10 protein-coding genes and 3 tRNA genes are annotated in these 16,801 nt (G+C 42.4%); 2 read left to right on the top strand and 11 right to left on the bottom strand.

The window, feature by feature from the left end:
- Positions 1-79 precede the first annotated feature (79 nt).
- A complete protein-coding gene (gene glnA / locus HXT19_RS01445) occupies positions 80-1,516 on the top strand; it encodes a type I glutamate--ammonia ligase (RefSeq protein ID WP_004112221.1) in 1,437 nt (478 codons plus the stop codon).
- 69 nt (positions 1,517-1,585) lie between these two features.
- Here the strand turns inward: glnA and HXT19_RS01440 are convergent, their stop codons facing one another.
- The 10 genes from HXT19_RS01440 to nrdD all read right to left on the bottom strand — a co-directional run bounded on the left by HXT19_RS01440 (position 1,586) and on the right by nrdD (position 13,881).
- Positions 1,586-2,239 (bottom strand): peptide deformylase, encoded by a 654-nt coding sequence (locus HXT19_RS01440; protein ID WP_004115770.1) that lies wholly within the window; start codon positions 2,237-2,239, stop codon positions 1,586-1,588.
- A 321-nt stretch (positions 2,240-2,560) separates the two neighbouring features.
- Complete coding sequence (gene glmM / locus HXT19_RS01435; protein WP_004112216.1) at positions 2,561-3,973, bottom strand: phosphoglucosamine mutase; 1,413 nt, start codon at positions 3,971-3,973, stop codon at positions 2,561-2,563.
- A 270-nt stretch (positions 3,974-4,243) separates the two neighbouring features.
- Positions 4,244-4,315: transfer RNA gene (locus tag HXT19_RS01430), tRNA-Glu, on the bottom strand.
- Between the two features lie 74 nt (positions 4,316-4,389).
- Positions 4,390-5,289 carry a tRNA (guanosine(46)-N7)-methyltransferase TrmB gene (gene trmB / locus HXT19_RS01425; protein WP_422119724.1) on the bottom strand — a complete coding sequence of 300 codons (900 nt, stop codon included), beginning with the start codon at positions 5,287-5,289 and terminating at the stop codon, positions 4,390-4,392.
- A 166-nt stretch (positions 5,290-5,455) separates the two neighbouring features.
- Positions 5,456-5,528 (bottom strand) — tRNA-Phe (locus tag HXT19_RS01420).
- A 43-nt stretch (positions 5,529-5,571) separates the two neighbouring features.
- Positions 5,572-5,645, bottom strand: a tRNA-Asp gene (locus tag HXT19_RS01415).
- Between the two features lie 102 nt (positions 5,646-5,747).
- Positions 5,748-7,799 (bottom strand): ABC transporter ATP-binding protein, encoded by a 2,052-nt coding sequence (locus HXT19_RS01410; protein ID WP_004115774.1) that lies wholly within the window; start codon positions 7,797-7,799, stop codon positions 5,748-5,750.
- Positions 7,800-7,801: 2 nt separating this feature from the next.
- Positions 7,802-9,652: an ABC transporter ATP-binding protein gene (locus tag HXT19_RS01405; protein WP_004116953.1), complete on the bottom strand. Its 1,851-nt coding sequence runs from the start codon at positions 9,650-9,652 to the stop codon at positions 7,802-7,804.
- 851 nt (positions 9,653-10,503) lie between these two features.
- The gene (nrdG, locus tag HXT19_RS01400; protein WP_004112206.1) at positions 10,504-11,211 is read right to left on the bottom strand and encodes an anaerobic ribonucleoside-triphosphate reductase activating protein; all 708 of its coding nucleotides are present in this window, start codon (positions 11,209-11,211) and stop codon (positions 10,504-10,506) included.
- 216 nt (positions 11,212-11,427) lie between these two features.
- On the bottom strand, positions 11,428-13,881 hold the full coding sequence (nrdD, locus tag HXT19_RS01395; RefSeq protein WP_004112200.1) for an anaerobic ribonucleoside-triphosphate reductase: 2,454 nt from the start codon (positions 13,879-13,881) through the stop codon (positions 11,428-11,430).
- 283 nt (positions 13,882-14,164) lie between these two features.
- Here nrdD and HXT19_RS01390 point away from each other — a divergent pair, with 283 nt between their 5' ends.
- Entirely contained in the window at positions 14,165-14,587 is a 423-nt protein-coding gene (locus HXT19_RS01390) for a DUF3052 domain-containing protein (RefSeq protein ID WP_004112197.1), read from the top strand.
- Between the two features lie 270 nt (positions 14,588-14,857).
- Here the strand turns inward: HXT19_RS01390 and HXT19_RS01385 are convergent, their stop codons facing one another.
- Positions 14,858-16,651, bottom strand: a complete 1,794-nt coding sequence (locus HXT19_RS01385) for a DEAD/DEAH box helicase (protein ID WP_422119723.1) — start codon at positions 16,649-16,651, stop codon at positions 14,858-14,860.
- Positions 16,652-16,801 lie beyond the last annotated feature (150 nt).

Below are 16,801 nucleotides of genomic sequence, written 5' to 3'. Positions count from 1 at the left end.
AGATAGTCGAGTCGCTGAAATCCAAAATCTTATGCAACAATCTAAACTATTTACTGAGATTTTTACGAAAGGATTGTGCATGACCACTTTACAAACTAAAGAAGATGCCGAAGCTTTGATTAAGCAAGAAGGCATTGAATACGTATCAGTTCGATTTACCGATTTGATTGGCGTTCAGCAGCATTTTACTGTGCCTGCAAGCGAGTTCTTAAACAGCGCTTTTACAGATGGGATGGCTTTCGACGGCTCTTCTATGCAAGGATTCCAAGCTATTAACGAGTCCGATATGAAGCTGATTCCAGACGTAGACACCGCATACATTGACCCATTCCGCAAGCATAAGACTTTGAATGTTGCTTTTTCGATTGTGGATCCTGTAACAGACGAGCCTTATTCTAGGGACCCTCGCCAAGTGGCAATTAAAGCCGAAGCCTACTTAAAGGCAACTGGCATTGCCGATACCGCAAGCTTTGCTCCAGAAGCCGAGTTCTTCATTTTTGACAAGGTGCGTTTTGCAAACGACATGCAACGCTCCTTCTACGAGGTGGATTCCAACGAAGCTCCATGGAATTCTGGCATTGATACTGAAGATGATGGCAGCAACAACATTGGTTTTAAGAATCGCGTAAAGCACGGCTACTTCCCTGTTCCACCTGTTGATCATAATCAAGACTTGCGCGACGACATGGTTTACAACCTTCAAAAGGTTGGCTTGATTCTTGAGCGTTCTCACCATGAGGTTGGCGGCGCAGGTCAGCAGGAAATCAACTACCGTTACAATACGCTTGTTCATGCTGGCGACGACTTAATGAAATACAAGTACGTTGTTCACGAGACTGCTGCTTTGGCTGGTAAGGCTGCAACATTTATGCCAAAGCCAATTGCTGGAGATAACGGCACTGGCATGCACTGCCATCAGTCGCTTTGGAAGGATGGTAAGCCATTGTTCTATGCGGAAACTGGTTATGCTCAGCTTTCCGATATTGCGCGTTGGTACATTGGCGGCTTAATTAAGCACGCGTCTTCTGTGCTCGCTTTTACAAATCCTTCACTTAACTCTTACCACCGCCTTGTTCCAGGATACGAAGCCCCAGTCAACTTGGTTTACTCTGCTCGTAACCGTTCTGCAGCTATTCGTATTCCTCTTGCTGGTGAGGCTCCTTCTGCTAAGCGTATTGAGTTCCGCGCTCCGGATCCTTCCTGCAATCCATTCTTAGCGTTCTCTGCTCAGCTTATGGCTGGCTTAGACGGCATTATGAACCACATTGAGCCTCCTGCTCCTGTTGATAAAGATCTCTACGAGCTTCCTCCAGAAGAGCATGACGGCATTAAGCAAGTTCCTTCTTCGCTTGGTGAAGCTTTGCAAGCTTTGGAAGAAGATCACGACTTCCTTATGCAAGGAGATGTGTTTACTAGCGACTTGATTGAAACTTGGCTTAATCTAAAGCATGAAGAGATGGATATGGCTCGTTTGGCTCCAACGCCACTCGAGTATGAGCTTTACTTCCATATCTGATATTTGTGATTAATAAAATCCCCCGCAAGAAAACTTGTGGGGGATTTTATTTTGCATTCGTCTTTTATTTTAAATCGCAAAACCGAGTGTTCTAGCAGCAGTTACAGGAACAGCCTCATCAGACCAATAATCCTCAAGATTTTCATCTGTAGAAAGCGAGCGCATCTCAGCACGATCAATATAAAGCTCTCCGCGTAAATGATCTGTTTCATGCTGGAAGATTCGCGCTGGCCAACCATGTAAACGTTCAGAATGCTGCTTACCATCTTCATCTTGCCATGTAGCTTGAATATCTAACCAACGCTGACGAACCGCCTGATATCCTGCAACACTCAAGCATCCTTCGTAAAAACTGCGTGTTTGTGTTCCAATTGGTTCATAGTGGGGATTTATGATCGCCCTAAATGGCAATTCTGCAATATCCCTAGGATCATCTGCATCGTCTCGAACATGGTCTTCTACAACAGCAATTGCAAGACCTAAACCAATTTGCGGAGCAGCTAAGCCAACTCCTGGTGCATCTAACATAGTGCTGTGCATAAGCGAAATAAGCTTATTAAGAGTAGCACGCGTTAGCTGACCATCGTAAGCCACTGTTCGTTGTCTTAACACAGGCTCTCCTGCTTGAACTATAGATAGCACGCCATCGTCTGTAGCGGAATCTAAAAGGCGCTCCACCGCGCGGCTAAGCTTAGTATCAACACTTGCGTGATGCGTAAACATAGGGCTCCTTTACCAAGGCTAATTCTACAAAACTTCTAAAGTAATTTACAAAGCCAACTTTGATTATTGTTGCTAAATCACATACGCTCAAACAACAATACCAAAAGGATTAGTATATCAAGGTTATCTGTTTTTTGTAGTCATGATCAGCGTGTCGAGCTACAAAAAGCTGAAAAGTTAATCATGTCGTTCGCGCGGATTAGCCGCGCGAACGTCTTCGCTTGCGTTGAAAGCACACCGTGCTTTCAACCTTAAGCAAGCTCAGCGCTCCGAATTACCTTTTCGCGCTACGCTCTAAGCGAAAAGGTAGGTCGTCGCGCGCTACAGCTTAAGATTATCAGTTACAACTTGCGCAAGTCGTGCACAAACCTCATCTGCTTGCTCTTGCGTTGCAGCTTCACACATAACGCGCACAAGTGGTTCTGTTCCGCTTGGTCGAAGAAGAACGCGCCCCGTATCTCCCAAAAGCGCGCTTTCTTTTTCTACCGCTTTAAGAACAGCAGCATTAGTTTTAGCTGCCATCTTATCTACATTCGGCACATTGACTAAGCATTGCGGAAGCTGAGGGAAGTCGGCAGCCATTTGCGAAAGCTTCTTGCCTTCGCGCACAACCTCGCGACACAGCGTAAGTGCTGTAAGTGTGCCATCTCCCGTGGTTGCAAACTCGCGATTAATCACATGACCCGACTGTTCACCGCCAAGAGAATAATCGCCTCTAAGCATCTCTTCTAGAACGTAGCGGTCTCCGACGCTTGTTTGAACAGTGGAAATACCCATGTCTTTTAGCGCAAGCTTTAATCCAAGATTGCTCATTACTGTAACAACAAGAGTATTGTGATTCAGCTTTCCTTCGGCTTTCTTAGAACGCGCAAGAATGCCCATAATTTGGTCGCCATTAACCATGTTTCCTTTTTCGTCTACAGCTAGGCAACGGTCTGCATCACCATCGAAAGCTACTCCTAAATCGGCGTTAGACGCCTTAACCATAGCTTGCAATTGTTCTGGATGTGTGGAACCTGCGTGATCGTTAATATTGTATCCATCTGGAGAAGCGTTAATTACTATTACTTCTGCGCCTGCTCTGCGCAATGCTTCTGGTGCTACTACAGACGTTGCACCATTTGCGCAGTCTGCCACAACTCTTAATCCCGAAAGAGGTTTTGGACGTGTTGATGTTTCGCTGTTTAATGGAGCAACAGAAGAAACGAGGTGATCGATGTAAAGGTTTGTTGCGGTAATAGTGTCATGGCTGATTCGTCCAACGCCGCTGCCTGTAGGACGCTGCCATTCTTTGCCTAAAACAGCCTCAATCTCGTCTTCTTTGCTATCTGGAAGTTTGAAGCCTCCGCGTGCAAAGAACTTAATGCCGTTATCTGGCATTGGGTTATGCGAAGCAGAGATCACAGCTCCCATTTCTACATTGAGCACAGAAGTTAGAAAAGCCACGCCAGGAGTTGGTATTATGCCAGCATCAATCACATCAAAACCGCCCGCACTCATTCCAGCAGCCAAAGCCGATGCTAAAAAGTCTCCAGAAACTCTAGTATCTCGCCCAACCAACGCTCTGCGTCGAGCATGCATTTTCTTCCCTGCATCTTCGTTATGCGACTCGCTACTATGCGTTGCTTCACCTAAAACACGTACTGCAGCATCTCCTAAATCCAACGCAAGCTGCGCGGTTAAATCTCGATTGGCTAATCCCCTAACACCATCTGTTCCGAACATATTTGGCATAACCAGCCTCTTTCGTCTAACTAATAGTCATTGCTATTTACACATTTTGTATATTATCTACAAATAATCTTGTAAACACACGCTGTTCATTATTTTACCCTGCATGCCACTAAACGCGCCACTGACCACTGACATAATCTTATTTCTTATTTGCAATTAACTTTGGTTGAATTACGGGTAATCGGGGTAATCGCTACCCTGAAATCACTACTTGCAACAATACATTGATAATCAAAAAGCCACTTAGCAAACTAAGTGGCTTAGAATTTGTACCCCCTAAGAGAGTCGAACTCTTGTTGTCAGATTGAAAGTCTGGTGTCCTAACCGTTAGACGAAGGGGGCTTTAACCAAACCATATGATATTAACACTCATAAACTCACATAGCAAATTACGGCGTGTTGAATCATTTTGTCACTCATTTAGCAACATAAGTCAAATCATGAATTTTTCTACCTGCTTCTAATCCTTTACGCTCAAAATTCGTCAAAACCCTACCTTCAAATCTTACAGATTCCGCGAAATCAGCATGATGTAAATCTTTAGCATCTTGAGCATTGCCCTTACCAACATGCTCAATCGGCAAACTTACTTGTAACTTTCCAGTATTTTCAAAATCTTCTCGTTCATCCATAACTTCATGAACATGTAGTGCATAATCCTCAATATCCGTAGCAATTCTCCAAATGCCTTTATCAATAAGTGCGTTATGCACCGCATCTGCCAAAGACGGCTGCACAATCCTACGCTTGTGATGTCTCATTTTAGGCCATGGATCTGGGAAGAAAGTCCAAACTTCTTTCAAAACACCATTAGAGCATGAAGCTAGAAAATCAGGTGCATTAACTTGCGCTATTCTAAGATTTTCTACACCCTGTTTTCCAGCTAATAGCATTGTGTGTGCCACTCCTGGATCATAAACTTCTAGTGCAAGAAAATTAATATTTGGATTTGATTCGGCTGCAGCTACAATATTTTCGCCCTGACCAGATCCTATTTCTACAATAAGAGGATTCGAATTACCCCAATTTTTAGCAACCCAGTTGGAGTCTACCAGCAAATCGCTTTTTACACGTAAAGACCCTAAACTATCTTCAACATTTAATAAATATTGGCTTGAATATCGCTCTTTTGCTCGCTCAAGACGCGCGTCCAAACGAGCAGACCTTCTTACAAAAGAAAGAATTACTCTAGCAGAACCATTGTCTTTATCATCTTTATTGTTTTTATGCTTATTCATACAATTCAATTCATCAGATTCCAAAATATTGGATTCTAATTCGTCAGATTGCAAATTTACTATTTGAGATTCTTCCACTTTATTCCACTTCTATTCACATAAAATTGTTAAACTACGACTCATAATATCAACTCATCGTATGGTATCAAAGCAGCAAAACAGGGTGAGGATGGATAATGTAGGTAAGACGCAAAAACAAAAAGCGCTAGAAGCAATCAAACACTTCTAATGCTTATTTTGACAGTGGCTCCGAGCGGGATCGATCCGCTGACCTAACGATTTTCAGTCGTTCGCTCTACCAACTGAGCTACAGAGCCATGATGAATAAAAAACCCGGCGAACCGGGTATTCTATTAATCGCGACCCCGGCCGGACTTGAACCGGTGACCTCCGCCGTGACAGGGCGGCGCTCTAACCAACTGAGCTACGGGGCCGTGGCTTTGTTCTCTCGAACAGCCGAGTCACTATCTTACAGAATCCTTAGCAAAATGCAAGTGCCGCGCGTGTTCGGCGTGTTGCAGCACAAAATCAAGCTATTATTCAAGCTCAGCAGCTCCAGTGCAAAGCTGATAATACTCCCCACGTTTTGCCAATAATTCCTCATGCGAACCGCGTTCAATAATGCGACCGTGATCCAGCACCATAATCACATCAGAATTGCGCACTGTGGACAGTCTGTGAGCGATTACAAATACAGTGCGCCCTTCCATCAAAGAATCCATTCCACGCTGAACTAATTCTTCAGTATGCGTGTCAATCGATGAAGTTGCTTCATCGAGAATCAACACAGGCGGATTTTCTACTGCAGCACGAGCAATAGAAATAAGCTGCTTCTGACCTTGAGAAAGCCCTTCACCGCCATTGTTAAGCTGCGTATTGTATCCGTCAGGAAGATGAGAAATAAACGCGTCAGCATGAGCCAATTTTGCAGCTTGAATACAATCTTCGTCGCTAGCATCAAGATTTCCATAACGAATATTGTCCATTATTGTGCCAGTAAATAAATTCACATCTTGCAAAACAGTGCCAATAGCGTGACGCAAATCCGTTTTGCAAATATCGCGCACGTCAATGCCATCATACAAAATTTGCCCATCATCAATGTCGTAAAAACGCGTAAGAAGGTTAGCAATAGTAGTTTTTCCAGCACCTGTAGCTCCAACAAGAGCAACTTTTTGACCAGGTTTTGCAAACCACGTAATATCGTGCAAAACTGGATGATCTTCTTTGTAGCCAAACACAACATCCGTAAAACGCACGTCGCCTCGAAGCAAAGTATAGCGGCCATCCTTAGAAGTGCGAGCATCTCGCTTTGCATGGCACACAATCTCTTGAGCCATTTCACTTAAGTTTTGAGCGCACTTTTTAGCTTTAGTGCCATTATCTTGCTTTGACCTTTTCCAAGCCCAATAAATATTGTTTCCTTCAGATTGTTCGTCTACTTCTTCAAGCACATCAAATGCTGATTTTTCTCCAAGATCTTCAGCAGACTGAAGTACACGCACTTTAACTAATTGCACACTGCCAGAATCAAGTTCTGGCTTTTCATCAAGTAACTCAAAAATACGAGAAGCTCCTGCAAGAGCCATCATAAGTGCGTTAGCTTGCATTGTAATTTCGCCAATAGGGTTAATAAATGCGCGCGAAAGTGCCAGCAAAGATATAAGCGTACCTAATGTAAGAGTACTAGATCCAGATAATCCCAGCGTTGGCAAACCAGCTGAAGCAGCCCACGCACCAAGTAAAGCAATTAATACATAAAGCAAATAGCTTGCATTACTAATAACAGGCATTACATTATTCGCATAAGAATTGGCACTTGCAGAAATTTTTTGCACTTTTTCTATGCAATTATCTAATTTTTCAATAGAATCTGTCTCATGATTAAAAATTTTAATCACTTTGCTGCCTGTTGCAGATTCTTCAACAAACTCATTTAACTCGCCTAATGCATGCTGGAATTGCTCAAATAAACTGCCAGATTTCTTTAGCATAAAACGCACTAAATAAAGCAACATTGCAGTAAATATAGCTACAAAAACTGCAACCGGAAGCGATAGACACATAATAGATATAAACGCTGCCAAAATCGACATTAGTGCAGAAAAAGAGTCCGGAAATGCCCACGAAATTGCCTCACGAAGAACCTCAGTATCGTTTGTGTAACGGCTCATAATATCGCCGTAACCTTGAGAATCTAAGTAACGCAATGAAAGCTTCTGCTGATGCTTAAACATAGAATCTCGCAAATCACGCATAACACTTTCAGATATATTCGCAACAAGCCTGCTCCAAAGCCAAGAACAAAACACACCAACAGCGTAAACACTTGCCATCAGAATAATCATGCGAACAAGAGGCGTCCAATCCTGATTATGCTTACCGACAAGCGGAAGAATATACGAGTCAACAAGAGATTGCAAAAACATTGCGCTTGCAGCTTGCACGATTGCGCTAACTATTATTGATGCAATAATTACGCAAATTTTAACTCGATACACAAGCACATAAGAGGCAAGTCTGCTAAGAGTTTTCCAACTAATAGCTGAATCATTTTTAGAAGAGTGAGCCGTTTTATTATTAGCCATTGTTATTTAGCTCCTTCTTCTTTAGTTGCGCTAGTTATTCGACTTTTTTCTTGAGAAACCGCCATATTTCTGTAAATTTCACAAGATTTAAATAATTCATCATGCGAACCGTTAGCAACAACACGACCATCTTTAAGAACAACAATAATATCCGCATGTTCGATTGAAGATATGCGCTGAGCAACGATAATTTGCGTAGAATCAGGCATAAACTTTTTCAAGCCATCGCGAATTTTACTATCCGTTTTCATATCAACCGCACTCATCGAGTCGTCGAGGATTAAAATTTTCGGCTTCCTCAAAAGTGCGCGCGCAATGCACAAACGCTGTCGCTGACCACCGGAAACATTCTTACCACCCTGGTCAATATGCGTATTGTAGCCGTCTGGTAAATCTTTAATAAACTCATCAGCACAAGCAATTTCGCAAGCTTGACGCAAATCATTATCGCTTGCTTCCGCCCTACCCCAGCGAAGATTTTCTGCAATTGTGCCACTAAACAAAATATTTTTTTGTAGAACAACACCAACTTCTTCACGCAAACTAGAAGAATCATAATCGCGAATATCTTTTCCGCCTACAAAAAGAGCACCAGAAGTTACGTCATAAAGTCTTGCAATTAATTGCACTAAACTTGATTTTCCAGATCCCGTTGCACCAACAACTCCAACAGTTGCTCCAGAAGGAATAGATATATTTATATCATGTAAAATTTCCTGTTCTGCTGGAGTGGATTCATCTGTATTATCTGATTGAGGATAGCGTAACGAAACATTTTCAAAACGCACAGAAGCGTCAGAAAGCTTTGTAAGTGGATGCTTGGAAACAACTTCAGTATTTCGAGATTGCAAAACATGTGAAATACGATGCATCGAAGCTCGAGCTGTTAACGACATTACAAACACTGCAACTAAATTCGCTAAAGCAAACAAAATTTGCAAAGCATACACTACTAATGCAGCAAGATTTCCCGTTGTTAAACCAAAAGCAGGATTATTTCCTGAAGCCACAATTTCGTGCGAAGCCAACCACGCAATAAGTAGCATGCCAGAATAAAAACATAAGTTAAACAAAGGAATACTACAATTTAACACATACTCAGCTTTAATAAAATAATCATAGATTTTATGTGAAATACGCGTAAAACGACTTATTTCATAATCAGAACGCACATAAGACTTTACGACGCGAATATTATGCAAATTCTCGCCAACTCTATTATTCATCTCGTCAATCATTCGATAAATTCGAGAAAATGCTGGAGCAACTATACTAGCTCCAACAGCGCCAATTGCACCAATAATAGGCACAAATGAAAGAAAAACCCACGAGATAGCAGGGCTAATTGAAAAAGTAAACCACCAAGCAGTGATGATAATCATAACGCTGCGAATACCAGAGCGAATAATCATTTGGTAAGCAAATTGCACATTTGACACATCACTAGTCATACGCGTAACAACAGTACCGCTAGAAAACTTATCTAAATCAGAAAAACTTAAACTTTGTAAGCGTGAAAACATGTTGTGACGTAAATTTTTACCAAAACCAGCACTAGAATGAGCGCAACAAATACCAGAAACAACGCCTGCAATCATTGCAATTGCAGCAAAAATAAGCAATTGCAAACCATAATATTGCACAGCTTCTTGAGAACGTGACATAATACCAAAATCAATAAGATTTGACATTACTGTAGGGATCTCAATTTGCATAGCAGCTTCAACGAGAATAGTAACAGCTGTTAAAACGCCAAGAAAACGGTACTTTTTTAAAGATGATAGAATCGTACGCAATGCACAAGGAGGATTATTTTTAATTTTTCGCGAATTGTCCTTCAAATTCCCCGCCATTGTGCTCCTCCCCATATATAACGTAATGTGTAGGTTTAATAATATCACTTCTCAAATTTTAACTATTGCGCATGGCGCATTTCCGTATTGAGTTACTTCATTACCAAATGCATAAATAGATGAATCTTTGACATAGTAGTATACAGACAAATCACATACGAAAAAGTGCTTCTACACATTCAAATTATAAACAACGATTGATTTCATCTTATAAAAAATTATATAATGAAAGAATGTATATTCGCATGTATAAAGAGGTACTGTCATGAATATAAAAATCTATTAATAGAATACTTACTTGCTCAGTAGCATTATCCATGTCTTTTTTACTACCATTGCAAGTTCAAGCCAACACCCAAGAAGAAACTTATGAGTAACACAAAGATAGTTGGCGCTGTAGCACAGCAGAAAGGCATTCGTGTCGACTTGCAGTGAGAATTTCCACATTAATATCAACAATTATGTGAGGAACAATATGAACAGCAAACACGTAGTTCTACTGCCAATAACGCTGCTTTGTTATATTTCGTCAGCTATTTATTTCTTTAAACAATTAAAGGACTTAAAAGACGATAACACTTGTGTTAATACTGTTAGTCTTATCATTCAAGCATTCGTCCTATTAATATTAATAATCTATCTTTTATATTTATGCAAAGAAAAAACATACCCAACTGTATATCGTTTACTTACAGTATTTATTAGCATATTTAGTATAATTCTTTTGACAGTTTGCAATACAGATGTTACTAGGTTAATTATATTTAGCTTAACATGTGTATATGTATGCATTCTTATAATCGTCCGCAAACATTGTTAAATATATCGTATGAGTGGCGCATTCAATAGGATTACGAAGCGTCACCTTCGCCTTGCGCACGATCCTTGCCGTAGATTGATGGAATAAAACGCTCTTGATCGTGAAGCTTTTCCCAGATTACAGGCGGATTTTGTGGATTTTCCAGCGACTTTGGCACGTCGATAATTCGCTGATTACTAGAGCCACGGAATTGCAATAGCGAATCGTGAAGATTCTTCATATATCGCCCGTCAACAAGAATGTCAATGTACCGCAATAACTCAAGCTTGTCAGGAGTCTCGCCCGGTCGCATAAGCTCTTCCCAGGTGTAACCAGTCCAACTCCAAATATCTTTTGTATTGCCAAATTCGCTTCTAATACGCTCACATAGTGGAATCAATATGCCAGTGTTAAGCAGCGGCTCACCGCCAAGAAGCGTCAATCCTTGTACATATGGTTGCGCTAAATCTTCCATAATTTGGTCTTCGAGCTTTTGAGTATAAGGGTGACCAGCGCGAAAATCCCAAATTGACTCGTTATAGCATTCAACGCAGTGGAATGGGCAGCCAGAAACGTAAAGCGAGCAGCGGATTCCTTCGCCATCTGTCATAAGAAATCGCTTATAATCTGCCACCATCCCCTTGCTCATGCGCTCACTAGACCATTGACCTGCGCGAGGATTGTTAGAAAGAGAGGTTGGAATCCACGGTCCACGGTTAACGTCTGATGGAGCAAAATCATGTAAACTTATGCGAGCCATAGTCCACCTCCTCTAGCTTTAAATATTTTATTAAATAATCTTAAATAAACTTTTGTTGAATTATAGTAACTTTTGTTAGATTGTATTCACTTTTGTTAAATAAAATAAAATCCAGCCGTCAAAAAATGCTATTAACATTTTCTAACGGCTAGATATATTGCATATCACCAAATAATAAACACAAACTAAAACGTTATTTCAAGCGATTCTACGCTACTACTTGGTTTCCTCGTACCACTCGCGCGACTCGCCATTATTAAGAACAACATGGCCAGTTTCGCCCGACATGTGCTTTACGCGATGAGCAATCTCCTCGTGGCGTCCATGAACCATTGGGCGCTGAACAGGATTGCCCAAGTATCCGCAAGTGCGCTTAGTCACATTGCACTTATCTGGGTCACTGTTTCCGCACTCTGGGCAGCGGAAGCCTTCTTTAGTCGGCTCAAAATCGCCTTGGAATCCGCAAACGAAGCAATGGTCGATTGGAGTATTCGTGCCCAAGTAGCCAATGCCAATCTTATAAGCATAATCCCACACAGCTTCCAAAGCCTTAGGATTTGCCTGCAAGCACGGGAACTCACAGTAGTTGATAAATCCGCCAGAAGCAAGATACGGGAAGTCAACCTCGTAGCGAAGCTTCTCCATAGGAGTTGGCTGCAACCACACTGGGTAATGGAAGGAATTAGTGTAGAAGTCGTGATCAGTAACGCCTTCAATGCGACCAAACTTCTGACGATCCATGCGGTTAAAGCGATCCGTCAAAGACTCAGCAGGTGTTGAGTAAACGGAATAATGGTAGCCTTCAGCCTTTGACCACTGCTGGCAAAGCTGATTCATTCGGCGAACCATAGAAAGCGCAAATTGCTTGCCATCCTCATTCCAACTGTGATCTTGCATCCAATCCTTGCCAAAGAAAACGGATGTAGCCTCATACAAGCCAATGTAGCCCAAAGACACCGTTGCACGCTCATTGCGGAACAGCTGATCCACGCTTTCGTTAGCTTCCAAACGACCAAAAGCACCGTAGCGGAACAGCGTTGGAGCATTCACAGGGGTTGCCTGCTTGCAACGCATAATGCGGAATCGCAGAGCCTGATGAGCCACTTCCATACGCTCGTTAAAAAGCTTCCAGAATCGGTTCACGTCTCCATGAGACTCCAGCGCAATACGCGGCACGTTAACTGTCACAACGCCAAGATTCATACGACCGTCTTCCACGTCTTTGCCAGTCTTTGGATCAATCCAACCCTGAAGGAAGGATCGGCAGCCCATAGGAGCCTTAAAGGAGCCAGTAATCTTAATAATATTCTCGTAGAACACAACATCTGGATACATGCGCTTAGTAGAGCACTCAAGCGCAAGCTGCTTCAAATCGTAGTTCGGATCGCCAGCATCTGCGTTTACACCATGCTTAATAGTAAACACAAGCTTAGGGAAGATTGCAGTATGACGATCTTTGCCGAGTCCACGAATACGGTTAAGTAAGATAGCGCGCTGAATTTCGCGAGCAAACCAAGAAGTACCCAAACCAAATCCAACAGTTACGAACGGAGTCTGACCGTTAGAAACGCGGTTGGAATTAATCTGATATTCCATTGTTTGCATAGCATCGTAAATCGCCTTGCGCGTCATAATCTTTGCGTAAATTTCACGAATCTGATCAAGCTCACTCAAGTTTTCATCAAAAGGAGTATCAGCAGGAAGCGGATCCCTATCCGAACAATGAAGATTCTTAGGCTCCTGAGCCTTCAAGCCGTCAATCATATCTTTGGCAACTTCGATCGGCGTAGAATCAGGAATCATGGCATGAGCCATAGCAAGATTCTTATCATAATCACACTTAGCATAAGGCTCAAGCATCTCGTCTGCACGATTAACTGTTTGACCGCCGTACTGTGCGCCTGCAATATCCTTAATAATCTGCGTAACCTGAGTTGCAGCAGTGCCAATAGACTTTGGACTATCCATCATTGCGTTACCAAGAGCAAATCCCTTAGCGAGCATATCACCAAAATCTGGGAGCGAGCAGTTGCTCATGCAAGTAAATGGCGAATAATCAGCATCATGGAAGTGAATATCACCCTTCATATGCGCGTTAGAAACTGCATGAGGAAGCATAGAGAAAGCAGAAGCTTTAGAAACAGCACCTGCAAGAAGATCGCGCTGAGTGGCGTAAACGTTGGAATCCTTGTTGGCGTTTTCGCGAACAAGCGACTCATCTCGGTTTACAAGACGATTTACTGCTTCGTTAATATCGGTTGCCTTAGCGCGGTCAATATCTCGGTTTAGACGATAGCTTGTGTAGCAACGCGCAACTTCGTAAAGGTGATTTTCAATAAGACCATGCTCGACAAGAGTCTGAATATCTTCAATCTTTGCAGGTCCATTGTAACGATCCTGAATTTCAGCTTCTATATGGTCCGTAATATCGCGAATCATCTGCTCTTCTTGAGGACCGACTTCTTTGCGCAAGTCCTTAAAAGCTGCTTTGATTGCCATAATAATGTTCATTTGATCAAAATCGACAACGCGACCATCACGCTTTTCGACCTGCACACGAGACTTCTTAGAAGAATCACTATCCGAGATAGAATCAGCCATTTCTACATCAACATCGCTTAGCTGCGATTCTAAAGTCATGTCTTCTAAAGTCGTACCAGAGACCTGCATCCTACAGACCTTTCTTACATCTACAGTTTATTTATCCTGTTATCCATCCTGTTTTGAATAATGACCATTATTCAAAACAACTTGCTCAACTATAACCCAACCTCTGCACAATATCTAGGGAACTTTATTCAAAAAACAAACTATATATAGTGATTTTGGATATTTTCGCGATTTTTGAGGCGTGTCTCGATGTAACCCGAATATATATGCATTCCGTTATCAAGAAACACGCACTAAACTTAAAAATCGCACAAATTCGTGGCACTTTGATATATTGAGTCACGTGGAACAGACAGCTTTTCAACATGCAGAAGAATTTGGCTTCCAACCTGGAGATATCGTACAGCAGTGGCTGTGGGACGATGACGTTGACGATGCAATCTGCGACAATATCGAAAATCTTACTGGAGAAGATCTGGTAGATGAAGATTACGACTCATCTGTTGACGGCGTCATTATTTGGTGGCGCGATGGCGACGATGAGGATGAGTTGGCAGACACGATTATGGATGCCACAAACATGTTAGACGACGAGGCTCCAATGTGGGTTCTAACGCCTAAGCCTGGTCGCGAAGGCTCTCCAAGCTCCAGCACAGTGCAATCCGCTGCTAAAACAGCTGGCATGAATGCTGCTACTCCTTTAACCGTAAGCGAAGATTGGAACGGAATCCGCTTGCGCGCATTTGGCAAAGGTCAAAGCAAGTAACGCAAATAGTCGGCGATTAGTTAGTTGACGGGTTTTGTACCAAATTTGACCTAAATCACGTACATTCTCGGGAAAAGTTGACGCACTTTGTAGCGATTTACGGCGTGTTGAACAACAAAAAGCGGAAAACAACTCCGCACTTTGTACCAAATTCGACCTAAATCACGTACATAAAGCGTAAAATCGTTCGCGCGTTACAGCGCGCTCACGTCTTCGCTTGCGTTGAAAGCACACCGTGCTTTCAACCTTAAGCAAGCTCAGCGCTACGAATTACCTTCGCGCGCTACGCTTAAAGCGCGAAGGTAGGTCGTAGCGCCTAACTCTGCGCTTTGGCTGCTCTGGCTCTGGCATACTCCAGCCCTCTTGCAAATCCGCCAAATCCCCAACAATTTCTTGCAAAACAGGCGAATCTGGCTTAACGTCTTCTGCCTTAGCATGAATTCCAGCGCGTCGAAGCATAGTGTGCGCCATGCGCTTTTGATTCGGCAACACAAGAGTTACGACATCGCCAGACTCTCCAGCGCGCGCAGTACGCCCAGATCTATGCAAGAACGATTTTGGATCCTCTGGAGGCTCGGTTTGCACCACAAGCGCCACATCGCTAATATCAATGCCTCGAGCCGCAACGTCTGTAGCTACTAGCACGCGCACTAGCCCCTCAGAAAACACAGCCAAGTGTCTATCTCTCTGATTCTGAGACAAGTTTCCTTGCAAATCGACGGCTGGAATACCCTGACTAATGAACTTTTTAGCCATGTTCTTAGCTTGGTATTTTGTGCGAGTAAAGAATATAGAGCGTTTTTTACCAGACGCTAATTTGCGCAGAACCTCATACTTATCTCCTGCAGACACACCAAACACATGATGAGTCATTGTATCTACCTGAGAATCCGCATCATCTACAGCGTGCACAACAGCATTCGGCAAGAAGCGATTTACTATAGCAGCAACTTGCTTATCCAAAGTTGCAGAAAACAGCATTCTCTGACCATTAGGATTTGTCTGCTCTAAAAGCCTTGTTACAGCTGGCAAGAATCCCATATCAGCCATTTCGTCAGCCTCATCTAAAACACTGACTTCTATGTTTTCAAGCGTTAACGCGCCCTGCTTTAGTAGATCTTCTAATCGCCCTGGGCACGCTACTATAATCTGAGCACCCTGCTTTAACGGAGCAATTTGCCTCTGATATCTTACTCCGCCGTAAATAGTAACAGTATGCATACCATATGCTGCTGCAAGAGGAGCAATCACCTCATCAATCTGATGAACAAGTTCTCGTGTTGGAGCCAAAATCATCGCATGAGGTGCTGGAATATTACTATCTTCGCGATTTTTGTTTTTTCTAGAAGTACGACCAGAATTTATTAAATCAACAAAGTTTTCAGCTAATCTTGCTACAAGAGGAATCGAGAATGCTAAAGTTTTACCGCTTCCTGTACGCCCTCTACCAAGTATGTTTGCACCCTGTAAAGAGTCTGGCAGAGTAGCCTGCTGAATTGGGAAAGCCGTGTTTTTGCCGTCTGCACGCAAAACGTTAACCAATGGTTCTGGAACGCCAAGCTGTGCAAAAGTAACATCATCACTATAGTTTTCTCGAGATTCCACAGCTGTATCTGGAATCATTATGGAATTTTTTGTAATTTCTAGATTTTTCTTTATTGAAGACTCAGTATCAATAGTCGTCGGTTGCTGGCGACTTGTCTGGTGTCTATTGTGGCGACTATCTCTACTCTTCTTCATATTGCGATTGTCAAAATCAAAATCGCGCTTTTTTAAATCGCGTTTGCCAAAATCTTGTTCAGCTTCTTGAATTGCAATCTCTTCATATTGCAAAGCCTTTTCACGAGCACGACTTCTAGCTTTGTCTGCCTTGCGATTACGTGCTTTACGCGCATTAAATTCGTTATTCTTACGATTTCCCTGATATTCAAATGGGTTTCTATTAGACTTATAGCCTTTTTTAGAAAAATTCTTATTAGTTCCCTGACTTACAGCAGATTTTTTACCAGCAGATTTCTTAGCACCTTGCGTTTTAGCAGACGCAGCATAATGAGTATGTGGCACAATAGCCTTTCGTAAATTACTTCAACATAGTTGACATATAATGTTGACAATGCGTAATTACGAACATTCAAAGGCGCAATTACAAATGTAATTGCACAAAATTAATCTACAGACTGCAAAGCAGCAAAAGTGCGCAAAACAAGCAAACCG

The sequence above is a fragment of the Gardnerella sp. DNF00038 genome (assembly GCF_049262855.1).
Lineage (GTDB): Bacteria > Actinomycetota > Actinomycetes > Actinomycetales > Bifidobacteriaceae > Bifidobacterium > Bifidobacterium vaginale.
The sequence above is the reverse complement of the archived record's forward strand: the minus strand, read 5'-3'. Positions and strand labels throughout refer to the sequence as shown.